This window comes from Undibacterium sp. Ji22W (assembly GCF_049340305.1).
Taxonomy (GTDB): domain Bacteria; phylum Pseudomonadota; class Gammaproteobacteria; order Burkholderiales; family Burkholderiaceae_D; genus Undibacterium.
Genome location: NZ_JBMPOU010000003.1, coordinates 660324 through 686957, shown reverse-complemented (window position 1 = coordinate 686957; position 26634 = coordinate 660324). Strand labels below are relative to the sequence as shown.

Sequence of the window (26634 nt, the reverse complement as noted above, 5' to 3'; positions counted from 1 at the left end):
TATTTTAAGCGATGATTTTTTTCGATAGTTGCGATTGTTCGTGCAGAATAGAGGATTCTTCGGAACACACCAACATCACCTTATCTCTACCTACTTTCAAGTGAATATTATGCTGACTAATCGTTTATCCAACTTAAACCGCTATCAAGCATTTGGCCTTCACTTCCTAGGAAGCGCCGCCGTCATTACGTGTATTTTTTGTTTTATTAAATTTGTTTGGTACCCTCATCAACTTTTTGAAGTGGCAAATGGATTAGAACTATTAAAGATCCTAATCTTGGTTGATCTGGTCTTAGGCCCTTTAATCATGCTAGTGATATTTAATCCAAAAAAGAAATCATTAAAATTTGATGTCACCACGGTTTTAATTTGCCAGTTATTATTCCTCGGCTATGGCGTTTGGTCATTGTACACAGTGCGCCCTGTCTATCTGGCTTTTGTCGAGAAACAATTCGTGTTAGTCAAAGCGAATGAAATTGAAGATAGTGATATTGCCAAAGTGACCGTAGAAAAATTTAAACAACTACCGCAACTTGGTCCTCAATTTGTTGGCACCCAACTACCTGACTCCCAGCAAAAGCGCGAGGAAATACTATTCGCAGGACTGGGAAATATGGGGATAGAAAATCTTCCGCAGTACTACGTTGATTACGCTCACATCAAAGGCCAAGTCCTTGCCGCTAGCAAAGAGCTATCACAACAAAATCTGGATGACACAAGTAAAATTCAACTAGAAAGTATTCGTCAGGATTTTGAAAAGCAAGGCAAAAAAGTATTGTTTTGTCCTTTAAAAACCAGGTCCAACAAACTTTTTGTTGTCATCGACGCGAGTAACGGCGACGCACTCACAACAAACTGAACTCCCATAAAAAAAGCGAGGTTTATGTAAAAACCTCGCTGCCACTTTCTTTATAATTTTGCCAATTAGGCAGTTCTCATACTAATTCAGTTGAAATTCCATCTTTGTTCCTGACAGGTCGATTTCATCGCCATGCGCCAGAATACGTGGGCGCGCGTCAATTGCTTCACCATTGATTTTTGGAAATACCTTCCCTTCTACGAAGGTAATTTTAAAGCGATTTCCGTCTCGCGCAATTGACACCACCAGAATACCTGGACTACCCAGCGTGGTTACAGGCTTGGAAAGAACCATCTCTTTACTGGCGTTCGCGCCGTTAAGCACTCTAATTTTGCCAACTTTCAAAGTCTCATCAGGCGAAATTTGATAGTTGTCGACTTCGACCACGAACTTCAATTGATATTTACCCAGTTCAATCACATCGTCGTTTTGCAGCAAATGCTTCTTGATTGGTTGCCCATTCACCGAGGTACCATTTGTGCTACCCAAATCCAAAATGAACGTACCTTCAGAAGTGGTATCAATCGCCGCATGACGTCCACTTACTGCAAGATGATCTAAGACCAAGTCGTTGCCAGGTCGGCGCCCTATATTCAAACGCGCACGGTCAATATTAAATTCTTTTTGAATCTGACCATTAAAAGTCACCACAACTTTTGCCATATTATGTCCACTGGGTACAAAAAATAAATCAAATAAGAATGGAAATTGCTTGTTTTTTAACTAGCAAAAATATACTCCATAAAGCCACGCTCACGCAATTCTTTCACACGTATTAAAACAACGGATATGTTGTCAAATCCACCTTGTCGATTCGCCAGATACACCAAAGTTTTGCAACAAGTATCCAAATCCGCTGATTGTTCCCGCAATACCGTCTGAATGTGAATCTGATCCAACATATCGCTCAGACCGTCAGAACACAAAACAAAGATATCATCTTGTTTCATTTGATGGTCATGTACTTCGACTTCTATTTCTTCATGTGACCCAACCGCACGTGTAATGAGGTTCTTAATCGGTGACAGATGTGCATCAGCTGGGGAAATCAAGCCAGCATCAATTTGTGCCTGCAACACCGAATGGTCGCGCGTAATCTGTTCCAAATAATTTTCTCGAAACAAATAGGCTCGAGAGTCTCCAACATGACCTATCACTAGCTTATCGTGGTGACAAAGGGCAGTGACGATGGTCGTGCCCATTCCAAAATTATCGGGATTAGCATTCGCTAGCTCTATGACTTTTTCATTAGCATAGACAATTGCATCATGTATCCACTTCTCAGGCATAGATGATTGCCAAGGCATACGAGGCATCCATGAATTCGCTTGCTTTTGCCGAATCTGTCCACTCACCAAGTCCACACTCATTTGACTCGCCACTTCGCCTGCGTTGTAGCCGCCCATACCATCAGCCAGAATCGCTAAACCGGCGTCTGGGCAAATGACAATTGCGTCCTCATTATGACTGCGGACTAAACCTGTGTCAGTATGACTGGCAAACTCCAAAACAGTATGTGAATGCATGAATTAGACGAAATGAAATCGACAATAGCTAAAGCGAATGAAAAACATCACCAAATCAGAAGTTGTTGAGCTTACCATTAACCGAGAGAAATATCAGCCTGGAGTGGAAATTTTGGTGTTTCAATCGCGCAACTACAACATCAACACCGATGTGAGCTTCTGTAGCGCCATAAAAAAAGGGAGCCAAAGCCCCCTTTTCTCTTATGAAAAATCACATCGAAATTACAGCATTGCCTTTAACAGGCGCGCCATTTCAGACGGGTTCTTCGTTGCTTTGATACCGCACTCTTCCATGATGTCCAATTTCGCTTGCGCTGTATCAGCACCACCAGAAATCAAAGCACCTGCGTGACCCATACGTTTGCCTGGAGGCGCAGTCACACCAGCGATGAAACCAACGACTGGCTTCTTCATGTTGTCGCGTACCCAGTAAGAAGCATTTGCTTCATCTGGACCACCGATTTCACCGATCATGATCACAGCGTCTGTATCTGGATCATCATTGAACATCTGCATGACGTCGATATGTTTCAAACCATTGATTGGATCACCACCGATACCAACCGCAGAAGATTGACCCAAGCCGAGTGCTGTCAATTGACCAACTGCTTCGTAGGTCAATGTACCAGAGCGGGAAACCACGCCGATACGACCTTTACGGTGGATGTGACCTGGCATAATGCCGATTTTAATTTCATCTGGTGTGATCAAACCTGGGCAGTTAGGGCCGAGCAATTTTGTTTTGCTACCTGCTTTTGCCATGCGGTCTTTCAACATCATCATGTCACGGACGGGGATACCTTCTGTGATACAGATCGCCAAATCGAGATCCGCTTCAACGGCTTCCCAGATTGCAGCTGCTGCACCTGCTGGTGGAACGTAGATCACAGAAACTGTTGCGCCAGTTGCTGCTTTAGCTTCAGAAACATTCGCGAAAATTGGAATGCCTTCGAAGTCTTCGCCAGCTTTCTTAGGATTTACACCAGCGACGAAACAGTTTTTACCGTTTGCGTAATCGCGGCACATACGTGTATGGAACTGGCCAGTTTTGCCAGTGATACCTTGGGTGATGACTTTAGTGTCTTTATTAATCAGGATGGACATAGTGATTCCTTGCGAAAATTAAGCTTGACCGGCAGCAGCGGCAACAACCTTCTGTGCCGCTTCTTCCATCGTGTCTGCAGCGATGATAGGCAAACCAGAGTCAGCCAACATTTGCTTGCCGATTTCTTCGTTTGTACCTTTCATACGTACCACCAAAGGTACTTGCAAGGACACTGCTTTGGATGCAGTGATAACGCCTTCTGCAATCACGTCACAACGCATAATGCCGCCGAAGATATTAACCAAGATTGCTTTCAAACCTGGGTTCTTCAACATGATCTTAAATGCTTCAGTGACTTTCTCTGCTGTCGCGCCACCACCTACGTCCAAGAAGTTCGCTGGCTCGCCGCCGAACAACTTGATGGTATCCATGGTTGCCATCGCCAAGCCTGCACCGTTCACCAAGCAACCGATATTGCCGTCGAGAGAGATGTAAGCCAAGTCAAACTTAGACGCTTCGATTTCAGCTGGATCTTCTTCGTCCAAATCGCGGTAAGCCACGATTTCTGGTTGACGGAACAAGGCATTCGCATCGAAGTTGAACTTAGCATCCAAAGCAATGACTTTGCCAGAACCAGTCAAAATCAAAGGATTGATTTCAGCCAAAGAGCAATCTGTTTCCATGAAAGCTTTGTACAAGCCTTTCAACTGAACACGTGCATCTTCGATAGAACCTTCTGGCACACCGATTTTGCGGGAGATGTCATCTGCTTCAGCGTCTTGCAAGCCAGCTGTTGGATCGATCGCGATAGAGTGGATCAATTCTGGATGTGATTCAGCCACTTCCTCAATATCCATACCGCCTTCAGAAGATGCCATCAATACTACGCGTTGGCTGATACGATCCGTCACCATACTGACGTACAGTTCTTTCTTGATGTCAGCGCCTTCTTCGATCAATAAGCGACGTACTTTTTGACCTTCTGGGCTCGTTTGATGCGTGACCAATTGCATACCCATGATCGCGTCTGCGTATTCGCGTACTTGCTCGATGGATTTAGCAACTTTAACGCCGCCACCTTTACCACGGCCACCGGCGTGAATTTGTGCTTTGACTACCCATACTGGACCGCCTAAAGTTTCAGCAGCTTTGACTGCTTCTTCAACGGACATGCATGGGATACCGCGCGGTACGGTCACTCCGTATTTACGGAGGATTTCTTTACCCTGATACTCATGGATTTTCATACGACTTCCCTTCAGACACTGAGGTATTAGTTAAAAAGTAAAACAAAAAGAACTGAAATTCTATAAACACTTTACAGCATGGAGCATTCGAAAACTTATTAAGTCAGCAAAACAAAAGCGTTACCCCAAACAAAAAAACGCAACAGCCAAAATCGGGGTCACGTTTATCTAATAATTACTTGGGAGTTTCGGAAATTTTTGTTTGCATCAACTTAGCACGAGCAAAAACACGATCCGCTTGACCACAAATCAACTTACCCATGTAAGTAACATCTACTGGGACAAGGAAATTAGACCCGAATAAGGGGGTAGAGAAAGTCATCAATTTAAAAAGAGGCATCATGCCTGCTGGCGGCAATTCGAACATAAAAAGCCACAATTGCGTGCGTGTTCGCAGTTTCTACGATCACAGCCGCTCTTGCGGCATTGCAAAAAACCTGTGGATTCTAGCACAGCTAAAGGATGAATTCTATTTTTTGGTTAGACCAATCTGATGTAACCACTACTTGAAAATACCAATGTTCGCGAGTTGCAGCGAGATATTGTGCTTTCTCAAATGTCATAAATTCAATTCCGTTCACGGAAAATACCTTTTCGATAAAGAGAAAGCAATTTTTCTACGCATCCTCTTCACGAGATTGACGCAATGCATGACTAATCGCACGACTGGAGAAGCCGCGTTGAGCCAAAAATTGCATTTGCTTTCCCTTCTCCATGTGATCCACAGGCGGCGTGCTGAACTTACGCCATAAAACATCGACAGCTCTTTGCATTTCGGTTTCCTGTAATTCAAGCTTAATGTCAGACAAATCTTCTTTACTCACATTATGACTTTGTAATTCCGCCAAAATTTTCTGATTTCCGAATCGAGCTTGACGTTTATGCACCAGAGATTCCGAGAAGCGTTGATCAGAAAGGAACTTTGATTCTTCCAGCCAATTCAATAGCAAATTCAACTCGTCTTCCTCTTCCACATAAGGAGAAAGCTTGCGAGCAAGTTCTATGCGACTGTGCTCACGCATAGAGAGAAAGCGCAAAGCACGCCCTTTTAAACTCAATTTGGGTCTGATCATCGATGGAAATTACAAAGCGCTTGGCATGAAAAAAGAAACTAAAAATACAAATATCAGGAAAATAATAAAAGCCAAAAAGAAATAAAAAAAGTCGACCACCTGTTACCAAGTAAATCGACTTAAGACTACCGTGATCTATTCTTTGCAGTGCTCACAATATCTCCAAGATTTTATGAGCCTTGCATCCCAGCTATTCTGTAGCGAGTGCTGGCAACAGTGGTACACCCAATTGCGCACGCACTTTATTCTCAATCTCATACGCCAATGCTGGACGTTCAATCAAGAAGTTACGTGCGTTATCTTTCCCTTGGCCAATTTTTTCACCATTATAGCTATACCAAGATCCTGATTTTTCAACGATCTTGCAGTCTGCACCCAAATCCAGAATCTCACCTTCGCGTGAAGTTCCTGCACCATAAAGAATGTCGAAATGCGCTTCTTTGAATGGAGGCGCGACTTTATTTTTCACGACTTTCACTTTGGTTTCGTTACCAATTACTTCATCACCAGCTTTGATTGAACCGGTGCGACGAATATCTAAGCGGACAGACGCATAAAATTTCAACGCATTACCGCCTGTTGTCGTTTCTGGACTACCAAACATTACGCCAATTTTCATACGAATTTGATTAATGAAAATGACTGTTGTGTTGGTGCGATTGATACTACCCGTTAATTTACGTAAAGCCTGTGACATCAATCGAGCCTGCAAGCCGGGCAATGAATCGCCCATATCACCTTCAATTTCAGCTTTTGGTGTCAACGCTGCAACGGAGTCGATAACAATCAGATCAACACTACCAGAACGTACTAAAGCATCCGTAATTTCCAATGCTTGCTCGCCTGTATCTGGCTGAGAAATCAGCAGATCATTTAAATTAACACCCAATTTTTGCGCATATCCGACATCTAAAGCATGTTCCGCATCGATAAACGCACAAGTACCACCTAGTTTTTGCATCTCTGCAATCACCTGCAGTGTCATCGTTGTCTTACCTGAGGACTCTGGACCGTAAATTTCAATCACGCGACCACGTGGCAAACCACCTACGCCCAATGCAATATCCAAGCCCAAAGAACCTGTGGAGACAACCTGCACTTCTTCTACGGTCGCACCATCTGCCAAACGCATAATAGAGCCTTTGCCGAATTGCTTTTCAATTTGTGCAAGTGCAGCAGCCAATGCTTTACTTTTATCGGTGCCGTTATCAGATTTTCTATCGTCCATGATTTCTTCCATTAGGTGCTTAATTAAGTGCCAGATGATACTAAAATACCATTCAACGTGTTGAACTCACTTAAAACGGTTGTTCAAATCACTGTATGTCGACACTGTATAAAAAATCAGTGGTTTGTGCAAGCATCTTTTAAAATATTTTTTAACCGTTGGTTTTATGTTGGTTGTTTTCATTAAAAGAACATCGACATTACTGTCATAAATAGTCCTTTGCCCTCTCCATTTTTTGCCTACAACTGAACAGTTGGCATTATCGACGGCGGTTCGTAATTTCTCATCGATAAGCGCACCAAATAAGATGTTAAAATTTCTATTTTTTTATTAGGCAGACTTATGCAAACGTATGACGGTTTTGCCGCTGAAGAGCGTTCATTTGTTCGAGGAAAAATAATCGATGCAGAATCACTCACATCCTTAAGAAGCTGGTATCCAATCATCTTTAGTGAGCTTGGAAATGAGCTTTACTGGCGCGATATGGGCGATCAACGTTTCGTCGAGTCATTTTTCCAAAATAGCCTTAACGCACAACCCCAGGAATTACGGCGAGTCTGTAGGACTCCCGTTAGTGCATTGACGCAAGTGACAGACCATGTGGCGCCGACCGCGTTCATATTTCATGTATCACGGTGCGGTTCGACATTACTGACTCAAATGCTCAGCCATTTAACGCGTTGCATTGTTCTTTCAGAACCACCGGTCATAGACAGTTTTTTTCGCACACATCAACAGCAAACACAAGAGAATGTCGAAATTTTTCAACATTTAATTACCACTTTGGGACAAAGGCGCTTCAAAGACGAAACCCACTTCATCATTAAATTTGATAGTTGGCATATAGGAAGGCTAAGTTTTATCCGGCAAGCCTTTCCGCATACTCCTATGCTGTTCTTATATCGCGATCCGCAGCAAGTGCTAGCATCACATCAGCGTCAGCGTGGACCACAAATGATTCCCGCCTTTGTTGATATGGGCAATATTGAAGTGGATAAGACTGACTTGTTTCCTGGCGATCAGGATGGTTATTGTCTGCGGGTATTAGACCAGTTTTATACAAGGGCATTGGGCGAGCACAGAGATCACCAGCTACACATTTTAAACTATCAAGATTTACCGAATGCGATGTGGGAATCCCTGTTATCGCTATGGAATATCGAACTCACTGCAGAGGAATTAGAAAAAGTGAAAATACGCGCACAATTTCACTCCAAACATCCTCAGCAAAACTTTCGAGGAGATCCGAGTACGAACATCAGACATGCGTTTTCAGAACATACCGAAACTCTATATCAACAACTTGAAAAATTACGTCAGCAGAGCAAATTTGAATCATAGAACCTGTCGTTTCAATTGCGGATTTCAATCCAAATTGACCTACTAAGGCGCTGTTAATTCCGTGCCCAACTTATCGTGCCGTGGTGTGGCGGTGTCAACGTACGATGAGAAATCAAAAATGCGATCAGTTATACCTGCTCCAATCCACATACCAACTAGTGCCAGCCACGCAGTCAACGCAAAAATAGAGCCCCCTGTGATTCCAGCACCGACTGCGCAACCACCAGCTAACATCGCACCGAAACCCATCAGGATCGCACCAATGATGTAACGGCTCATGCTGTAGCCATCTCTAAAACCTTCCAATTTAAGGTCCTTTCCTAACCATGCACCAAGGAAGGAACCAACGAACACGCCAGGAAGCATACCAAAATCGAAGTTAATTGATGTTCCAGGCGCTGAAAGTATTCGCATCAGCCATTCTGCAGACGGCCCACTAAATGTCAGCCCCTGTAAAGGAACAATTTCAAATGAATTAATTGAGACACTGTAAGTGAACCACCAGGCTAATGCGACGGCGAACCCAGAACCGATGCCACCTATCCATTTCCAAACAGTCCCACCGCTGCGCACCGAAAAAAATAAGGCAGCAACTAGCCAGACCAGACCAAAACCAATACCACCCCAATGCCCTATGCCAAAGACCGCCAACAAATCGCGTGCGCTGCCGCCAGATACGGTCCACCACGCACTCATCGTATTTCGCAATGGCGCAAGTGCACCTGACAGAGATGCCTGTGCTGCCACGGCGAAAACTAATCCAGACAACAAAGCGCGCAAATTTCCATTTGCCGATAAGATTAGCAAGCGACTCGCACAACCACGCGTCAATATCATGCCTACGCCAAATAACAACCCGCCGATTAATGCGCCAGAGATACTCCCAGTGGTTGCCAATTGACGTGCATTACTAACATTGACCATGTGATTTAATATCAGCAGTTGAATGACAACGACTGCCGTAGAAAAAGCTAACAACCAGACCGCGAGTTTTTCGCCAAATTTTCTATGCCAAAATTCGATCACCGCGGCGCGCAAACAAAATTTAGAGCGCTGTGCAAAAAAACCAAACATCAGCCCGATACAAGCGCCACCAATTCCTAGCACTGCAGGTTCTCCGAATTGTTCTACCCACCCTGCGACATTCACGATCAATCCTATCTCAAAGAATCTATTTCAATTTGTAATAAGCATTATTTAAGAAGGCGGCGATATTCAACTCATCTTCTGGAAAAAAACTCAAACTTAGCTGCGTGCTGCAATAAGCAATCTGCGAAACCAACTTCTCTTGCGTATTCACTTTACGATCGAACCGTGTATAGAAATCTCTTTCGTTCTTACCCTTCAGCCTTTGGTGACAGGTATTGCAACTATTTTCTGCATGAAGGCCCTTGCCGGCATTGATGTCGGCATTTTTGAACAAGCGTTCTTGCGCTTGAATTTGTAGGGACGCGAAAGCGAAAAAGGTTAGCATCAAGCCTGGCGCCGTCATCATGCCGAATAGATTGAGCTGCCTATAATTCCCTAATTTCATAAGAAACTCCTGAAGGCTACGTCGAAACTTCGCTAACAAAGCGCCCCAACTTCGGCATGATCTAGTGATTAAGATTTCAAGTAAGGTTTCAATTAAGGTTTCAATTAAGGTTTCAGGTAGGCATACCCTTCATGAATCTGCAATCGTGCCACTTCGGCCACGCCTGAAGGCACGATACTAGCCTCGGGCAAGAGTTTTGATTTATCTATTTTCCGACCAACCAAGGTGTTATTACACACGCGAAACTCAACTTTACGCGCGGCCAATTCCTGTACCAAAATATCGTATGGATTGCCATTTTTATCCATTGCGCCATCGAGCAAAAAATCTATCCCCGCGCCATGTGTCACAAATACGATCTTGGCTTTCGGACTTTGATCCAGATGATTGCGGGCATTCCGTAAGCCAGCTGCAGCGTTCACACTATCGCTGATATGGTAAATGACTTTTTCCTCACGCTCGGCAGCAAAACCGGTCAATGTCAGCAACGATAACAACGCAATAATCAACCATTTAAAACTGTTTTTCATATCCACTCCTTCATTAAAAATTGTCCACACCACCTGCTTGAATAATGACGATGATGGAAAACATTGATTTGATCCCCGCCTCAAACATCCTTCATTTTTCTAGACTTTCTTTTTCCATCAAAATATAGGTACCGAATGCGTTGAGACGATTAGCCGCCTTAAAGGCCGGTAAATTCTCAAATCGCGACCAGTCGGTTTGTTGATAGGCTTCTTCAAAACCGACTAAATTCTGCACCGCGCCGCCCATTTTTGCTCGTAAATATTCCAAATAAATTTTGGTTAACTGGAGATCTTCAACCGTATTGGTCGAATATCTACCATGCCCCGGAATTACAGCGTGCGGTTTGACGTCCAACAAACGCTCCAAGGTTTTTAGCCAAACCCGGCTATCTGCATTCCCAACAAATGGAATCCGCCCTGAAAAATAAATATCTCCAGCGAACAGGACTTTATCGTTTTCCACAAATAACAAAATATCTTCAGAGGAATGCGCGCCACTACTGTCAATGATCTGAAAACGAATTCCGCCCAATTCGAACCTATAAGGCTTTTTGTCTTCGAAGTTCAACCAAGTGTCCGCTGGCAGAATCACCGTTTTATCGTCTACCCAGGGGGAAATTTCCGCCTTTCTTTGCGCCAAACGTAATTGCGCCAATTCCGAATTTAAATAGAGTTTACCGCCTTCATGAGCGATCAACTCTGCACCCACTTTTTTGAACGCTTGTAGGCCGTAAACATGATCTGCGTGGTAATGACCGACGACGACTTTTCTGATCGGCTGGTTCGTCACTTTTTTTATGGCGGCGATCATCGCCATTCCTAAGGCCGGAGTCGCGAGAGCATCATAGACGACGACTCCATCAGAGGTAACCACAAACCCCGCATTCGACATAAAGCCTTTGTTTGCAGCGCTCGCTACCCCTGATTCGCCTTGAAAATAGTAGACATGAGGAGAGACTTTGATTGGTGTTAAAACGATAGCGGAACCCGCCCAAACGGGCATCGACAATAGTGCTCCGAGGACAACCAACCCAAGGGCGAATGATCGCTCAATACTTTCCATTATTTTTGGCATTTCTCATTCCCATAGCCGCACATTCAACTCACATCATCATACAAAAAGCAGGCACCGAAGACCGACTAAATTCGGAATGATTGCATCGCAATCGTGATCCGCTGATCCAGATAAGCGCCATAAAATCCGGAATTATTTAGACCAATCAGAGGCTCAGCTAACATCTCCAAATTAGCTCCAAGAAAAACAACCGTTGGAAAGAAATTCACCTTCAGCTGTCGCAGTAATTCGTTCACTGAAATTTGCTTTCCGTCCAGACCTATCAAAGAGTTCACAACATCTGTTTGCAATTCGCGAATAACAAGCTTTTTGTTGCTAAAATTTCTTACCAATGGCGATAAATAATTAATTCTTACTTCGTGACAAAAGTGGCAATCTGAACGCGACAGCAATAAAATTAGTAGAATCTTGTGGTCGACAATCTGCGTAAATTCTTGCTGCAAATCTTTTAACATTGGCACTTGTTGCGGAAGAACATTCATAATTTTTCACCACATGATTGGACTAGAACCGACACTGGTGCGACTGGTGATCAATCTACCAAGCCCGGATTACCATCCATACCAATCACTTTAGGTTGATTCAGTTTCCGTGCCTTGATCACTTTATGTGACTTAAAGTAAGTTTCCATCACATCCCAAATCGGTTCACCTTGCACGCCTTCGGCGACGGGTGCCCAACTCGCAACCTTGTATGTTTTGTTTGCCTCAATAGCCTTGCCATTTAACATCATGTGATTGATGCGAGCACCCGCTTTGGCGTTGGGGGTACACGAATATTCGAGACCACCAACCCGCACCATGTCCCCGCCTTGCTGGAAATAAGGATCAGGATTAAACAGGTTATCGCACACGTCTTCCAATACCGTCTTAATCGTTTCACCCGTCATCTCAGTTAGGGTGGTCGATGGATAAGTAATCGCCACTTGATCCATCAAATGTTCACGCGTAATCACTTGGCCTGGCAAAATCGACGTTCCCCAGCGGAAGCCTGGTGAGAAGGCAATCTCTGCACCTTTCACTTCCATCAATGCGTCAACGATTAACTGATCCCATGAGCCATTGAAATTACCTCGGCGATACAGTAAACCTTCGCTCACAGCGAGCTTTTCTTCCAGCTTATCTTTATACGGTGCACGCACTTTCGTAATCAATGCCTGCATTTCTTTATCGGCTGGCAGGAGATTAGAAAATACTGGCAACAGGCGATACTTAAATCCCTGCACTTTACCAGCACGTACATCCAAATCGAGTACGCCGAGGAACTTGCCATTTGAACCTGCGTTCGTTACTAGGGTCTGACCTTTAGCATTGTGCACGACGCTAGGTACTGGAATACCGTCATGCGTATGACCGCCCATAATCGCATCAATCCCTGTCACTTTGGATGCCATTTTCAGATCGACGTCCATCCCGTTATGCGACAACACAATCACGGCCTGCGCACCTTTTTGACGTGCTTCATCGACCATTTTCTGCATATTTTCATCTTGTATACCAAACGACCAGTCGGGCACCATGTAGCGTGGATTCGCAATTGGTGTATAGGGAAATGCCTGGCCAATGATCGCCACTGGGATACCGTTCATTTCGCGAATCACATAAGGCTCAAAGACCTGATCCCCAAAGTCAGTCGTCTTGACGTTCTGCGCCAGAAAATTAATCTGCCCCTTAAAATCTTTATCAATAATTTCTTTAACGCGTGCAGCACCTAAAGTAAATTCCCAATGCGGACTCATCAGATTCACACCCAGCAATTTGCAAGCATCTACCATATCCTGACCGTTCGTCCACAAGGCGGTGGCCGACCCTTGCCATGTGTCGCCGCCATCTAATAGCAACGCGTTAGGACGACTGGCGCGCACTTGTTTAATGAGTGTTGCCAAATGGGCGAAACCGCCGACCTTACCGTAAGTTTTGGCAGCACGTTCAAAATCGAGACAGGTAAATGCATGTGCCTGTGGTGTATGCGGTTTGATGCCGAAATGTTTAAGTAGATTTTCTCCCACCAGATGTGGTGCTTTTCCGAATGCGCCAGCCACGCCCAAATTCACATTCGGTTCACGAAAATAGACTGGCATCAGTTGTGCGTGACAATCAGTAAAGTGCATCACACTCACATTGCCAAATTTCGGCAGGTGATAAATGCGCTCATTCGCACCCGGCAGTGCAGCCAGTACGTCTTCACTGCTGATCGCCATTCCACCTGCGCTGGCAACTGCTAATACTTGCAGAAATTCCCGACGACTGATGCTCATAATATCTCTTCCGCTTTCGCTTTTGCTGTTTGAACTCGCTACCATTGTCGCTAGTAGGTAAGCGGCCACAAATTAGTGTATTTTCTATTGATTAATTGGCGACTTGGGATCAAGTAGCAATGCCATGACATCTTGCATTTGTTTCTCTGTGAGTATGCCCGCCGCGCCATAGCGTGGCATCACGGAACAGGCATTGTATGCATGAGAGCTAAACAATTTTGTCCAAGTATATTTCACAATATCTTCGGTCGGACCGCCGCGCAATTTACCGTATTCCGCTAGGCTGGGGCCAATGTTTCCGAAGGCGATTTCAGATTTCGAAATTTGATGGCAGGCATAGCAATTGCCGCCATTCACCGTACTCACGTCGTCCGAGAACTGCAAACCGCGACCATTTTGCGCAATCTTTTCGCCCTCTTTCCAATCACCTAGATACTTTCCGTCACTCGGAAATTTCACTGCATCCAATTCTGCTTTTTCCAGACGTGTACGAATCTCTGCGGGCACTTCTGTGCGTGCAAATTCGGAGCAGTTTTTTTGCAGATCAGATTGCTCGAGCCGATCTAATTTTGCGATACCTTTTTCCGCAAACGAGGCTTTGAAATTTGCGAGATCTTGTGCCGCATCTGGCATGGTAATTACGGTTGCGCAAGCTGACAGCAACATCACGGCAACCAATGCAGAAATCTTGTATTGTCTTTTCATGATTTTTCTCTTTTTTATTCGAATATAGTTAATAGATTTCGATCAGGGAGCAAGGCTTAGCGCTTGAGAGCCGGTGCATCCATCGAGCCACCTTTCGCCATCACTCCAAGATAAGTGATCAAATCTATCGACGTCAACGAGCCATATTTCAAATCAGGAAACCGTTGTTGGCGGAAACAATCGTTCAGACGCCATTGCATCGTCCTGACGGCACCTTGGCTCACGCGATACGCAGGCCAAGTCGCGAACGCCTTTTGCGCTTGTGCACCATTGAGTAGGTTCGGCAAATCTTGCAAGCGTATGCGTTTTTCATCTGCGCCATGACAAGACGCACAATTAAAATCAAACGGGCCACCGCGATAAAAAAAGGCTTTCTCACCGCGCGCGAAGGCTGCTTTTTCTTTTGGGTGACTTTGCGGTACGCGGATCAGAGAACCGCGCGACTCAGCGACTGCGTAAGCAGTCAATGCTTCCAAATCAGTCGCCCGTTCGCCCTGCGCAGAAAATGGTTTTTTAACGACATCTTCACGTTTAAACCCTTGCAAAGTCACCATACAATGCACCAGACGCGACTCGAAATCCATCACACTATCAACGTCAGCAAAGTAACGCGGCATTTCAGCGTAGACACCTTTGATAACGCCAGGTCCTTTACCAAAATCGCATTGTTCCAACGATGCATTTTTAGGTCCGCGCTTAGTCGCCCACAACACTTCTCCCTGACCTTCTACCAATTCAGCCGGATTACCATCAGCCAACATGGCACGGTATTTCGCGATTTCATCCGATGCTGTTTGGGCAAAGCTTAAATTAGAAGTGATTTGGCATAGGACCACAAAGCAAAGGTAAACATAAGTTTTTTTCATCGCAAATCCATTTCAATGATAATTAAAGAAAAACCCGAAAAACCGGTATTCCAACGCATAAAGGTCATTAACACTAGAAGTGAAACGCCAATTTTTAGCACTAATTTACTTAGGCAATCGTTGCTTCATCCGTGCGTGAGTCACCCTTATTGTCGACCCAGTTCACCTGAACTTTCTCACCTTTAGCGCCACCTTTAAACTTAAACGCGAGATAGGGATTTTGTGACACTGATTGTCCCCACAGGCATTGCAATACGACACGACTTCCAAGTGTCGCTTTCACTTCTTTAATGAAGTGTGCAGGGACAAGCTTACCCTGCGCATCTTTACGCATTCCACCTTCCATCGGATGCGCCATGAGCACTTTTACTTCGGTCACGCCATTATTGTGATTTGCGCGAATCTTCATTGGATCTGCCATGATTTTTTCCTTATTTCTTCATTAATGTTGAGCACTAATTTTGAATACAATGGTGTGCTACCAAACTGTTTGCGTAATAAAACGCTCTTATCTTTGTAGAAATTAACCGCCACAACCACCCAAAGTAACCTTCGTTTCTTTTGTCGCGCTAAACAGTTTTCCTCCAGCTTTTACGACCACCAACACGTTTGTACTTTGGCCCATTTTCAAACGTGTCTGCACCGTACTCTCAGTCTCTGCAGGAATCATGAACACTGCCGCTAAGGGGTTAGGATTTTTTTCAACGAAAATATAGATTTCGGTTGTGTTAGGAATGGATGTATTCACCGAGACTGGAACCACTGCACCATTTTCCGCAATATCCGGTGATGTGATGGTGATATCTTTGCTATCAACAGCGGTTCCACCTAATACGCTTAAAGCTTCAGATAAACTCTTTGCATCAAATCCTGCGCGCAAGTCATACGCCAACGCTTCTTTCGACGTGATCACGCCAGCAGCGGCCAAGATGCCAAACATACTGACAGTTTTCAACAGTGAACGGCGTGTAGTATTCATAATGTCTCCTTTTTGTGGACGGGAAATCAGATCAATTCTGACAATTTAACTGCAATCATTTTTTCTTTTTGCCTTTTATTACCGAGCGCCAGCGACTATCCATGCAGCAATCGCTTTAACATCAGCGTCCTTTAATTGGCCTTGTGGAGGCATGGGAATAGCGCCCCAAACACCCGAGCCACCTGCCTTAATTTTCTTTATCAGGTAATTTTCACTATCACTCTCAGTTTTATATTTGGCAGCAATGGCATTAAAGCCGGGGCCCACAACTTTACTTTTCAAACCATGACAGGCAGTGCAAGAATTCTTGGATAGCACAGATTTAATTTCAACCACTGTAACGGAATCATTATTCTGTGTCGCGTTGTTTTCGCTGTGCAGTGACGATACATTTATTGCAGCAGATGCTGTTTTTGTTGTAGCACTACCAATTGCCACTGTGGATGCCGACTTACTTGTATCCGCCCCACGCACCGCACCAATAACACGATTTTGTTCTGCTAGATTACCATGCGCATTGCGGGCAAAGTCAGGCAAGCTTGAACTAATTTGCTCGACTGGACATGCATTCATACATGGGAGATTCTTCACATCAGGCTTACCTTTGGTATTCCACAAACCATCAAAGCGCACTAGCCCATTGCGGTTTGGCAATTTATCCTGCACCTGAGCGATATTCTCATTCGACAAAGTAAAATCTGTCGGTACCACCGCACTCAAATTCAAGATATATGCCACGACAGAATAGACCTCGTCTGGCTGCAATGATTTAGGGTCAGTCCAAGGCATTGCACGATTAATATAATCCCAAAGGGTTGATAACTTCGCCAACTTCATCATCGTAGTTTTTTGTGCAACGCCACCTTTTGCGTTCGCGGCAACGATGCCAGTCTTCATGTCTTCCGCTGTCGTGCCGCCCACTAGCGGTGGAAACACTTCGTTCAGTTCGCCAAAGCTACCATGGCAACTGGCACACTTTGCTTCCCAAATTTGCTCGCCTTGAGCAACCGAACCTTTGCCTCTCGGCAGACCTTTAAAATCTCCACGAACATCGATATCCCACGCCTTCACTTCCGCTGGGGTGGCTTTTCGTCCAATGTGCTGCCAAGGTTTTTCTTGTGCAAGCGCCGACGTTGTGTGCAACGTCAGCAAACTAAGCAGTAGGATTATTTTGAAATCGATTTTTTGCATCAGGACACCTGCACATTAGAAACTTCGCCGTTACTGGAAATTTTCCAAGATTGAATGGCGTTGTTGTGATAAATCGATTTTGTGCCACGCACTGCGCGCAATTGATTTAGTTTCGGCTGGACATAACCAGTTTCATCGATTGCACGACTTTGAATAATGGTCGTGGATCCATCCCAAACCCAATCAATGTTAAATCGGCTCAAGGCTTTGCTGAGAATTGGGGTCTCCAAGCGTGCTGTGCGCCAATTACGTCCGCCATCGACACTGACGTCGACACGCTTAATCTTGCCACGCCCCGACCAAGCAAGTCCGGTAATGTTGTAATAGCCCTGATCTAACAAAGTTTGCCCGCCGGATGGCGTAGTGATCACACTCTTACACTCTTGCACTGAGGTGTATTGCCTATGCATGCCGTTCGGCATCATATCGATATAATGTATGGTTTCATCTTTAGTGTCATAGCGCTGATCACCCACCTCGATGCGACGCAAGTATTTGACCCAACTCACACCTTGCACACCAGGCACAACCAGGCGCAATGGGTAACCATTCTCCGGTCGCAACATCTCACCATTCATCGCCCATGCAACGATCACATCATCCATTGCGCGATCAATGCTAATCGTTCGAGTCATACTAGAACCATCTGCACCTTCGGCCAAAATATACTTGCCATTTTTTTTGTCGTAACCACACATATCCAACAAAGTTGACAACAAGACGCCGGTGAACTCTGAACAGCTCAGCATGCCGTGTGTGTATTGCACAGTTGGAAGTGCCACGTTGCCCCACTCTGCGCCAGTGTTAGCACCACATTCAATAAAGTGAATTCGCGATACGCTCGGCAAGCGCATCAAATCATCCATCGTAAATACGCGCTCCTCTTTTACCAAACCATTGATCATCAAGCGGTGCCCACTCGGATCAATATCATGCCAGCCCTGATGGTGCCGCTCAAAATGCAATCCACTAGGTGTGATAATGCCGAACAGACCTTGTAATGGTGTGAAACTCACCGAGGCCTGTGAGACACGGGTCAAGCCAGGACTTTCGCGTCTCTGAAGATTTTTTTCCCACTTCGATGGCATACCGTAACCGGATGTGGCCACTGACTGCCCCAGAGTTTTGCTGTGTTCAGGCAAAGTAAGAATAGCCTTATCCCCATCTTGCATACTCGCTGTCGCAACCGCGGTCGATGCAACACCTGCACCCATTGCCAGTGCCTTCCCCATAAAACTTCGACGAGCCTTGCGGGCTTCTTCTAGCTTTGCCACATCGAGAAAGCCTTCAGGTGCCTTCGTAATACGACCTATGATTTTTCTCATTTCATCAGACACTTGAATACCCCCATTTCCTACAGCATCAATACTCAAATAATTAACTACATGCGCATATAATCATATAGAGATTAGGAAACCGCAAGCATTTTTAGTGCGGCGGTGCAACAATGAGTAAGCTGACAAGCTTATCCCTTGATGGTTGTCATACGTAGGGCTTTGTATACATTGATGGCTAAACAGGTTCTGTAACTAACAAAATAAAAACACGGCGGCTCTCGATGGAAGCGTGCCTTTTGCGCACAAATTAGCGCTGCCAAATTCTTGCTAAAAGTACGCAGAATGCGCACTATTGCATCAACTTTTCCACCGCAATCATTTACCGAATACGGGATAACCAGCCATCTTCGATGTCATCAAATATATGTGAGTACTAGCGTACTCAATGTGGGGAAATAGCATCAAGTTCACCTTTCAAAATTTACTAAATAACTAAATAGCGATAGAGTAATGGAATGGTTTTCACTTAAGCCCTACTTCATATCATCGCGCCATCAAATCAGATCGACGCTGCACAATTAATTACCAGGAACCTAAACAATGAAAATCCACAAAACGCTCGAATCATTCAAATACGCAGGATTGCTTCTCGTATCGTGCATCCTGTTAACGGGCTGTGGAACTATTAGAGCGATCAATAATTTAGCCGATGGCGCGGGTTGCGAATCGTCAAAAATGTGGGATCGCTGGGTTGACTCCAAAGGCGACATAGCGGTGGCAACTACTTGGGAGCGCAAAGTGAAAGATGGCGTCACAATTGAGCAAATTGAACAATCTTTGCAAAGTATTGCGGTCGAAGACAATATGCGCGCAGTAGGTGAACTTCCGCTATCCAAAGAATTAGAAGCCCGATCAGGCAAAAGAGAAAAATTCTTGAAGGTATATTCATATTGTTCTCCTGCGACCGCACGAAAAATGGTCGACTTTAGCCCTCATATGGCCGCTTATTTACCCTGCCGAATTTCTGTCATCGAGAAAGAAGACGGCCTATGGATGTACACCTTAAACATGGACATGATGATCAAAATGGGCAGGAAATTGCCACCGGATTTAGCTGCAGATGCGATGAAGGTGCGTGACACGATATGGAAAATGATGGAAAAAGCTTCGCAGGGAGATTTCTAAAAAGCGCCTTTCCGATGGTATTCAAACTTCCCCTCAAAATACACATTCAAATTATTTCAGTGAAAGAAACCACAATCCTTGCTCGCCAAAAGAAATTTCACCTTCAAATACGGTACATCGGTTTTCGCATACAAGAAATATTATGGAATCCGGGGCGCGAGCAGTGCTCGCTTTACGCTGCGCAAACAAAAAGGCCGCTAAGTATTTAAACTTAGCGGCTTTATCTGGCGTCCCCAAGGGGATTCGAACCCCTGTACTCACCGTGAAAGGGTGATGTCCTAGGCCTCTAGACGATGGGGACATAAAATCTGTCCTTATTACTGACCTTTTTTACTGCTTTTTACTTGCTTTATTTCGCTTTGTTATTCACGTTTGCGATCAAGTAAGACCAAGATTATATACTCAACTTCTTCATTCTGGCAAGCATTTTTCTTAAACTTCTAAAAAATACTTTATTGATTTGAGTGACAAACTTGATCGTGGTGGAGGTAAGCGGAATCGAACCGCTGACCTCTTGCATGCCATGCAAGCGCTCTACCAACTGAGCTATACCCCCGCACAAAACAGAAACGGGAGTATAGCAAGGTTCGACTTTGCTTGTAAAGCTTAAAGCTTGCGAGATAGCTTATGCATTCAGTGTTGAACCGAAAATGATTAAGCTTTAGCAAGGCGTGCTAGCACAACTTCTCGACCAAACAATTCAATCACGGCATCAATCGATGGGGTCTGCAACTGACCCGTTAACAGCAAACGCAAAGGCATCGCGAGTTGCGGCATTTTTAAACTATGCTTCGCCAAGGTTTCTTTCATCATTACTGAGATGGCTGCTTTATTCCACTCAACCGTCGCACAAGCTTGTGTGAATTCTTGCAAAGCAGGCTTGATCGCATCAGTAATATGTTGTGACACCAAAGCAGCATCAGGTGCCGGTTGGCGGTAGAACAGCATCGCGGATTGTGCCAATTCTACCGTGGTGTTCGTACGCTCTTTCAGCAATGCTATAACCGCTGCCAGCGCTGGAGCGCCTTCAAATTGCGCATCAAGCTTTTCCATATCGGCGCGAATTAAGTCCGCTAAGCGTTGATTGTCAGCCGCCTTAATATAGTGGTTGTTCAACCATGCCAATTTTTCTGGATTAAATTGCGCTGCCGAACCTGACAGATGTGAAAGATCAAACCAACTGACCATTTGTTCCATGCTGAAGACTTCATCATCGCCGTGACTCCAACCTAAACGGGCCAGATAATTCAATAAGGCCTCTGGCAAAAACCCTTTGCCCAAATAATCCATCACGCTGACTGCATCACGACGCTTGGAAAGTTTTTGGCCGTCCGTGCCGAGGATCATCGGCACATGTCCATAGAACGGCAAAGGTGCGCCAAGCGCATTTAAAATATTAATTTGGCGCGGGGTATTATTCACATGATCATCCCCACGAATCACGTGGGTGATTTGCATATCGCTATCATCGACCGCTACGCAGAAATTGTAAGTCGGCGTGCCATCTGGTCGGGCGATCACTAAGTCATCTAACTCGCGATTCGAAATCGTGATCGTGCCTTTGACGACATCATTCCAACTGACTTCGCCGTCGAGAGGATTCTTGAAACGAATCACTGGTTTGCGGTCTACGGGAATCGTCGGCAGGGTCTTACCAGATTCTGGACGCCAAGTACCGTCATAGCGCGGTTTTTCACCAGCAGCACGTTGACGTTCACGCATGGCTTCGACTTCATCCGTCGAGCAGTAACAATGATAAGCAGTGCCATCGGCCAGCATTTTTGCTAAGACTTCGCTATAACGCTCCATACGTTGCATTTGATAATACGGACCTTCGTCATGCTGCAAATTTAACCAGCTCATTCCATCTAAAATCGCCTGTACGGCCTCAGGTGTGGAGCGTTCCACATCGGTATCTTCAATGCGCAACACAAAGGTGCCGCCAAAATGACGCGCAAATGCCCAACTAAATAAGGCAGTGCGAGCACCGCCAACATGCAAATAACCAGTCGGGCTAGGTGCAAAGCGTGTGCGCACTGGTGTGGTAGGAGTAGGTAAATGGGAAGCAGTCATGGATACAAGGCGAATTTCAACATGCGTAATAAAAATTATTATTCTATGAAAGGGTCGCGCAAAAGTAAAAGCGCTATTTTACCGTTTTAACGCCTTAGAAGATACTTCAAGGCCAAACCGCCCGCCACTGGCACACATGCATCAGACCACATCCAGATGTTAGTATGCCGATCTTCCGCAAACCATTTGTTCGTTATTTGTTCGATATTCGCTTTTTATTCACTCATTATTGACCGCTGTGGACGCATCCAATCAAAAATCGCTGACTCCCCTACCCTATAAACATGGCGTCGGCCCCAGTTACATCTGGCTACCCGAAGGTCATTGGGAAAATGCATTAGCATTTTTGTCGCAACAATTTCCCGACGTCCACCCAAATGTCTGGCGCAGGCGGATGGAAAAATTGGAAGTTTGCGATGCTCAAGGTCATTATTTGCATGCAGAAAGCCAGGTAAAGCGCGGCATGTGTATTTATTACTATCGCGAAATCGAAAATGAAGCTGCAATTCCATTTCAAGAAAAAATACTCTTTGAAGATGAGCACTTATTAGTAGTCGACAAACCGCATTTTTTGGCCGTCACACCCGGCGGACAATATTTGCGCGAGACTCTGTTAGTACGCCTAAAAGCCAGCACAGGTATCAATCATCTGACGCCTCTGCATCGTTTAGACCGAGAAACGGCAGGCGTTATTCTATTTTCCAAACAAATTCAAAGCCGTGGCGCTTATCAAGGTCTATTTCAAACACGTGAAATCGAAAAATCGTATCATGCACTGGCAGCGCATTTACCACTACAATCTTTTCCGCATCACAAAATAAGTCGCATCGAAGAAAGCGACCGTTTCTTCGTCATGCATGAAGTCCCTGGCGAAGCGAATAGTGAAACATTCATCAGCGTACTCGAACCGCGTGGCGAAATCGATTTATATCATTTGCAGCCGCGCACTGGCAAAAAGCATCAACTGCGGCTACACATGGCAAGCCTGGGAGCTCCGATACTGAATGATCAGTTTTATCCGGTGGCACAGGCAATGGGCAGTGACGACTACAGCAAACCGTTACGATTACTGGCAAAGTCTATTGCCTTTATCGATCCCTTCAGTCTAACGAAAAGGGAATTTCACAGCCAACAAAGTCTTTGACCCGATTCACAACCAAGCTTGATGTTGATCAAATCTATAGCAAGGCGGTTGACAAGAATCACGGCTCGAAGTATTATCTCGCTTCTCGGAGTGTAGCGCAGCCCGGTAGCGCACCTGGTTTGGGACCAGGGGGTCCAAGGTTCGAATCCTTGTACTCCGACCAAATTTGAAGGATCGTTGAGAAATCGACGATCCTTTTTAGTTTCACCAATTTTGCAGATGATTTTTCATTTGCCAGCAGTTTTCGGAGTGTAGCGCAGCCCGGTAGCGCACCTGGTTTGGGACCAGGGGGTCCAAGGTTCGAATCCTTGTACTCCGACCAAGATAAAGCCTCGTTGAGAAATCAGCGGGGCTTTTTTGTTTTACAACTCGATAATTTCGTCAATTCGATACATTCGTTGAAATTAAAACCGCACCAATGCTCGAATAGCTTCACCAACTTGCTGCATTTCATGAATCTTCAAAGACTGTGCTTCATCAACTCGCTGTAATTCGGGCAAAGCAAACATGGGCATTCCACTTCCCAATAATTTCGGTGCCAGATATAACAGTAATTCATCGACACACCCGGCTTGAATCAAGGCACCACTCAATTTTGCACCGGCTTCCACATGCAGTTCATTGACTTGCTCGCGCCCTAATACATGCATTAGTTCAAGCAAATCTACCTGAGAGTTTGTTGACGGTATCGCACCAGGCAAAAACCGCAATTCAGCACCCATACTCTGTAGGGCGTTTTCTCGTTCGACATTTTTTATCGCATGAAAAACCGTTACTTCACCGCTCTGAAAAAGTTTTGCGTCGATGGGCATACGTAGCTGCGAATCCACGATAAGCTTACGCGGTTGATGGGCCGGCACTTTCTCATCGCCCGGCAAACGCACTGTCAATTGAGGATCATCCGTCAGCACAGTGCCGATACCAGTTAAAATCGCGTCTGCCCGAGCGCGCCAGCGATGCCCATCTTCCCGTGCAGCTGCATCGGTAATCCATTGGCTTTGCCCATTTGGTAACGCCGCAAATCCATCAAGACTCGCCGCCATTTTCAAACGCACCCAAGGCCTGCCGGTCTCCATACGCTTAAAGAAACCAATATTCATCTCGCGTGCTTGCGTTGCCAGCAAACCATGCGCAACCTCAATCCCTGCGTCACGCAACATGGCAAATCCGCGTCCTGCTACTTGCGGATTAGCGTCTTCAATCGCCGCCACTACGCGCGCAAGACCCGCTTCAATTAAGGCATTCGCGCAGGGTGGCGTTCTACCAAAGTGGCTGCAAGGTTCTAACGTCACATAGGCCGTTGCGCCCTGCACAGAGTTACCCTGTGCAGCTGCATCACGCAACGCCATCACTTCGGCATGCGCTTGTCCGACGGGCTGAGTCCATCCCTGCCCCAGAGTCACTCCATCTTTAACTAAGACACAACCAACCTTAGGATTAGGCGAAGTCGCCATCGTGGCACGAGAAGCTAACTCCAGTGCCTGACGCATATACGCATGATCTTGTGGCGAGAATTTTGGCAAATAACTCATCAGGTGTTTTGTACGGTAATAGTCGGAAATTTACTACTCATGTCTTTCGCTTTATCGGCGACTTTAATCGCCACTTTGCGTGCGATCTCTTTATATATAGTCGCAATCTGTCCATCTGGATCAGCGACTACGGTAGGTTTACCCGAATCTGCTTGCTCACGAATTGCCATCGTCAACGGCAAGGCGCCCAAGAATTCCACACCATATTCCGCGCACATTTTTTCACCGCCGCCAGCGCCAAAAATAGCTTCGGTATGACCGCAATTGGAACAGACATGCGTACTCATATTTTCAACGATGCCGAGAATAGGTATCCCGACCTTTTCAAACATCTTTAAGCCCTTACGGGCATCCAGTAAAGCAATATCCTGCGGAGTAGTCACGATCACCGCACCCGTGACTGGGACTTTCTGCGACAGGGTTAATTGAATGTCGCCCGTGCCCGGTGGCATATCTACAATCAAATAATCCAGATCACGCCAATTGGTCAACTCCAATAACTGCTGTAAAGCTTGCGTCACCATAGGGCCGCGCCACACCATAGGCGAGTCAGGATCAATCATAAAACCGATCGAAGACACTTGAACACCATAGTTTTCCAATGGCTCCATCGTCTTGCCATCGGCTGATTCAGGGCGCCCATTGATCCCCATCATCATAGGCTGGGATGGGCCATAAATATCCGCATCCAATAAACCCACGGACGCTCCTTCTGCAGCTAGGGCAAGTGCAAGATTCACTGCGGTCGTCGATTTACCGACACCGCCTTTACCAGAAGCCACCGCGATAATATTCTTCACATTAGGCATTAGCTTGATACCACGTTGCACGGCGTGTGCCACAATTTTACTACTGATATTGACCTGTACTTGTTGCACGCCAGACAAGCCAGACAAAGCCTTCTTAATTAATCCCGTTACTAGATCAAACTGACTTTTAGCTGGGTAAGCCAACTCCACATCTAGGCTAACAACACCCGCCCGGATCTGGATATTTTTGATGGATTTCGTCGAGATGAAATCCTTACTGGTATTCGGATCGATCACCGACGATAAAGTAGTTTTGATTTGCTCGATTACTGGATCTTGATTTATTGCCGACATACGATTCTCCGTTGAATTTCCGCAAGTCTAACGTAATTTATGCCAAATCTCTGAGATAACCCTGTAGTCAAACTGCCTATAACGGCACAAAAATAACCATAAAACTGACAATTTTTCGCAAGCTGCAAGTGAACACCTGACAAAATTTGTCAGAAAAACGTAAATTAATTACCATAAAATTAATTAAAGCATCTAAAACCCCGTATTTTAAAGCTGGCACATCACTTGCATAAGAGAGGACGTAGCAAGCAGTTTCACCGAATTTTTAATTTAATCTCAGGGAGCACTATTATGAAATCTACACGCGTACAACAAGGTTTTACATTGATCGAATTGATGATCGTCGTTGCAATTATCGGTATCTTGGCAGCAGTTGCTTTGCCTGCATACCAAAACTACACGAAAAAAGCGAAGTTCTCTGAAGTTGTATTGGCAACAAACGGTACAAAAATTGCCGTTGAAATTTGTGCTCAGGATAAAGATGTTGCTCCTATCGCTGCTTGCGGTCCAGCAACAGCACTTGATCCAAATGGCGTTCCAGCTAATATTGGAGCATCAGGACGTGTCAACTCAGTAACAACATCAGCAGCTGGTGTTATTACGGCGACTGCAGAAACTGGCAATGGCTTAACTGGCGAAACATACATTTTGACCCCAACATATGCTGCTGGTAAAGTTAACTGGGCAGTTGGCGGTACATGCAGAACAGGTACACCAGCAATTTGCTAATATTGCGATCTAGTTAAAAAGTTAAAAAACCCACTTCGGTGGGTTTTTTTTCGTCAATACGAAAGACTCTCTGAAACACTCTGAATTAACCTATTGACGCAACATGTGGATCAAACACCCATATTCAAAGCACAA

Annotated in this window: 26 protein-coding genes and 4 tRNA genes; 7 read left to right on the top strand and 23 right to left on the bottom strand. The window is 45.2% G+C overall.

The features are described 5' to 3' along the window. Window positions 1-40 precede the first annotated feature (40 nt). A complete protein-coding gene (tfpZ, locus tag ACO0KW_RS15500) occupies window positions 41-859 on the top strand; it encodes a TfpX/TfpZ family type IV pilin accessory protein (protein WP_423054677.1) in 819 nt (272 codons plus the stop codon). A gap of 81 nt (window positions 860-940) precedes the next feature. Here the strand turns inward: tfpZ and ACO0KW_RS15495 are convergent, their stop codons facing one another. The 6 genes from ACO0KW_RS15495 to recA form a co-directional block, all read right to left on the bottom strand. After that, window positions 941-1522, bottom strand: coding sequence for an FHA domain-containing protein (locus ACO0KW_RS15495; RefSeq protein WP_423054187.1), 582 nt, complete (start codon window positions 1520-1522; stop codon window positions 941-943). 56 nt (window positions 1523-1578) lie between these two features. After that, a complete protein-coding gene (locus tag ACO0KW_RS15490; RefSeq protein ID WP_423054185.1) occupies window positions 1579-2385 on the bottom strand; it encodes a Stp1/IreP family PP2C-type Ser/Thr phosphatase in 807 nt (268 codons plus the stop codon). A gap of 222 nt (window positions 2386-2607) precedes the next feature. After that, window positions 2608-3489 carry a succinate--CoA ligase subunit alpha gene (sucD, locus tag ACO0KW_RS15485; protein ID WP_423054183.1) on the bottom strand — a complete coding sequence of 294 codons (882 nt, stop codon included), beginning with the start codon at window positions 3487-3489 and terminating at the stop codon, window positions 2608-2610. Between the two features lie 18 nt (window positions 3490-3507). After that, window positions 3508-4692: an ADP-forming succinate--CoA ligase subunit beta gene (gene sucC / locus ACO0KW_RS15480; RefSeq protein WP_423054676.1), complete on the bottom strand. Its 1185-nt coding sequence runs from the start codon at window positions 4690-4692 to the stop codon at window positions 3508-3510. Window positions 4693-5294: 602 nt separating this feature from the next. Then, entirely contained in the window at window positions 5295-5750 is a 456-nt protein-coding gene (gene recX, locus ACO0KW_RS15475; RefSeq protein ID WP_423054182.1) for a recombination regulator RecX, read from the bottom strand. A gap of 190 nt (window positions 5751-5940) precedes the next feature. Next, the gene (gene recA / locus ACO0KW_RS15470; protein WP_423054181.1) at window positions 5941-6978 is read right to left on the bottom strand and encodes a recombinase RecA; all 1038 of its coding nucleotides are present in this window, start codon (window positions 6976-6978) and stop codon (window positions 5941-5943) included. Between the two features lie 342 nt (window positions 6979-7320). Between recA and ACO0KW_RS15465 the strand changes: the two genes are divergently transcribed. Next, window positions 7321-8319 carry a hypothetical protein gene (locus ACO0KW_RS15465; protein ID WP_423054179.1) on the top strand — a complete coding sequence of 333 codons (999 nt, stop codon included), beginning with the start codon at window positions 7321-7323 and terminating at the stop codon, window positions 8317-8319. A 42-nt stretch (window positions 8320-8361) separates the two neighbouring features. On the opposite strand, the gene ACO0KW_RS15460 is transcribed toward ACO0KW_RS15465, so the two are convergent. The 12 genes from ACO0KW_RS15460 to soxC form a co-directional block, all read right to left on the bottom strand. Then, a complete protein-coding gene (locus tag ACO0KW_RS15460) occupies window positions 8362-9468 on the bottom strand; it encodes a YeeE/YedE family protein (RefSeq protein ID WP_423054178.1) in 1107 nt (368 codons plus the stop codon). Window positions 9469-9490: 22 nt separating this feature from the next. Next, on the bottom strand, window positions 9491-9853 hold the full coding sequence (locus ACO0KW_RS15455; RefSeq protein WP_423054177.1) for a hypothetical protein: 363 nt from the start codon (window positions 9851-9853) through the stop codon (window positions 9491-9493). A gap of 104 nt (window positions 9854-9957) precedes the next feature. Then, window positions 9958-10383: a DsrE family protein gene (locus ACO0KW_RS15450; RefSeq protein WP_423054176.1), complete on the bottom strand. Its 426-nt coding sequence runs from the start codon at window positions 10381-10383 to the stop codon at window positions 9958-9960. A 91-nt stretch (window positions 10384-10474) separates the two neighbouring features. Then, window positions 10475-11458 (bottom strand): MBL fold metallo-hydrolase, encoded by a 984-nt coding sequence (locus ACO0KW_RS15445; protein ID WP_423054174.1) that lies wholly within the window; start codon window positions 11456-11458, stop codon window positions 10475-10477. Between the two features lie 65 nt (window positions 11459-11523). After that, window positions 11524-11913: a hypothetical protein gene (locus tag ACO0KW_RS15440; protein WP_423054173.1), complete on the bottom strand. Its 390-nt coding sequence runs from the start codon at window positions 11911-11913 to the stop codon at window positions 11524-11526. Between the two features lie 77 nt (window positions 11914-11990). After that, complete coding sequence (gene soxB, locus ACO0KW_RS15435) at window positions 11991-13715, bottom strand: thiosulfohydrolase SoxB (protein ID WP_423054172.1); 1725 nt, start codon at window positions 13713-13715, stop codon at window positions 11991-11993. An 84-nt stretch (window positions 13716-13799) separates the two neighbouring features. Further along, the gene (soxX, locus tag ACO0KW_RS15430) at window positions 13800-14420 is read right to left on the bottom strand and encodes a sulfur oxidation c-type cytochrome SoxX (protein ID WP_423054171.1); all 621 of its coding nucleotides are present in this window, start codon (window positions 14418-14420) and stop codon (window positions 13800-13802) included. 56 nt (window positions 14421-14476) lie between these two features. Continuing rightward, window positions 14477-15286 carry a sulfur oxidation c-type cytochrome SoxA gene (soxA, locus tag ACO0KW_RS15425; RefSeq protein WP_423054170.1) on the bottom strand — a complete coding sequence of 270 codons (810 nt, stop codon included), beginning with the start codon at window positions 15284-15286 and terminating at the stop codon, window positions 14477-14479. Between the two features lie 109 nt (window positions 15287-15395). Next, the gene (soxZ, locus tag ACO0KW_RS15420) at window positions 15396-15707 is read right to left on the bottom strand and encodes a thiosulfate oxidation carrier complex protein SoxZ (protein ID WP_423054169.1); all 312 of its coding nucleotides are present in this window, start codon (window positions 15705-15707) and stop codon (window positions 15396-15398) included. A gap of 102 nt (window positions 15708-15809) precedes the next feature. Then, the gene (gene soxY, locus ACO0KW_RS15415; protein WP_423054168.1) at window positions 15810-16265 is read right to left on the bottom strand and encodes a thiosulfate oxidation carrier protein SoxY; all 456 of its coding nucleotides are present in this window, start codon (window positions 16263-16265) and stop codon (window positions 15810-15812) included. A gap of 78 nt (window positions 16266-16343) precedes the next feature. Continuing rightward, a complete protein-coding gene (locus ACO0KW_RS15410; RefSeq protein ID WP_423054166.1) occupies window positions 16344-17456 on the bottom strand; it encodes a c-type cytochrome in 1113 nt (370 codons plus the stop codon). After that, complete coding sequence (gene soxC, locus ACO0KW_RS15405; RefSeq protein ID WP_423054164.1) at window positions 17456-18781, bottom strand: sulfite dehydrogenase; 1326 nt, start codon at window positions 18779-18781, stop codon at window positions 17456-17458. Before soxC ends, ACO0KW_RS15410 begins: the two co-directional genes overlap by 1 nt. A 552-nt stretch (window positions 18782-19333) precedes the next feature. Here soxC and ACO0KW_RS15400 point away from each other — a divergent pair. Next, entirely contained in the window at window positions 19334-19918 is a 585-nt protein-coding gene (locus ACO0KW_RS15400) for a DUF302 domain-containing protein (protein WP_423054162.1), read from the top strand. Between the two features lie 225 nt (window positions 19919-20143). On the opposite strand, the gene ACO0KW_RS15395 is transcribed toward ACO0KW_RS15400, so the two are convergent. The 3 genes from ACO0KW_RS15395 to gltX all read right to left on the bottom strand — a co-directional run bounded on the left by ACO0KW_RS15395 (window position 20144) and on the right by gltX (window position 21991). Continuing rightward, window positions 20144-20219: transfer RNA gene (locus tag ACO0KW_RS15395), tRNA-Glu, on the bottom strand. Between the two features lie 179 nt (window positions 20220-20398). After that, window positions 20399-20474: transfer RNA gene (locus ACO0KW_RS15390), tRNA-Ala, on the bottom strand. A gap of 98 nt (window positions 20475-20572) precedes the next feature. After that, the gene (gltX, locus tag ACO0KW_RS15385; protein ID WP_423054160.1) at window positions 20573-21991 is read right to left on the bottom strand and encodes a glutamate--tRNA ligase; all 1419 of its coding nucleotides are present in this window, start codon (window positions 21989-21991) and stop codon (window positions 20573-20575) included. Window positions 21992-22229: 238 nt separating this feature from the next. Here gltX and ACO0KW_RS15380 point away from each other — a divergent pair, with 238 nt between their 5' ends. From ACO0KW_RS15380 to ACO0KW_RS15370, 3 genes are all read left to right on the top strand, one after another. Continuing rightward, window positions 22230-23135, top strand: coding sequence for a pseudouridine synthase (locus ACO0KW_RS15380; RefSeq protein WP_423054159.1), 906 nt, complete (start codon window positions 22230-22232; stop codon window positions 23133-23135). A gap of 86 nt (window positions 23136-23221) precedes the next feature. After that, window positions 23222-23298 (top strand) — tRNA-Pro (locus ACO0KW_RS15375). A gap of 82 nt (window positions 23299-23380) precedes the next feature. Beyond that, window positions 23381-23457: transfer RNA gene (locus tag ACO0KW_RS15370), tRNA-Pro, on the top strand. 82 nt (window positions 23458-23539) lie between these two features. On the opposite strand, the gene ribD is transcribed toward ACO0KW_RS15370, so the two are convergent. Both ribD and apbC read right to left on the bottom strand, forming a co-directional pair. After that, window positions 23540-24667 (bottom strand): bifunctional diaminohydroxyphosphoribosylaminopyrimidine deaminase/5-amino-6-(5-phosphoribosylamino)uracil reductase RibD, encoded by a 1128-nt coding sequence (gene ribD / locus ACO0KW_RS15365; RefSeq protein ID WP_423054158.1) that lies wholly within the window; start codon window positions 24665-24667, stop codon window positions 23540-23542. After that, on the bottom strand, window positions 24667-25770 hold the full coding sequence (gene apbC, locus ACO0KW_RS15360; RefSeq protein WP_423054156.1) for an iron-sulfur cluster carrier protein ApbC: 1104 nt from the start codon (window positions 25768-25770) through the stop codon (window positions 24667-24669). Before apbC ends, ribD begins: the two co-directional genes overlap by 1 nt. Before the next feature lie 291 nt (window positions 25771-26061). Between apbC and ACO0KW_RS15355 the strand changes: the two genes are divergently transcribed. Further along, the gene (locus ACO0KW_RS15355) at window positions 26062-26499 is read left to right on the top strand and encodes a pilin (protein WP_423054155.1); all 438 of its coding nucleotides are present in this window, start codon (window positions 26062-26064) and stop codon (window positions 26497-26499) included. Window positions 26500-26634: the final 135 nt, after the last annotated feature.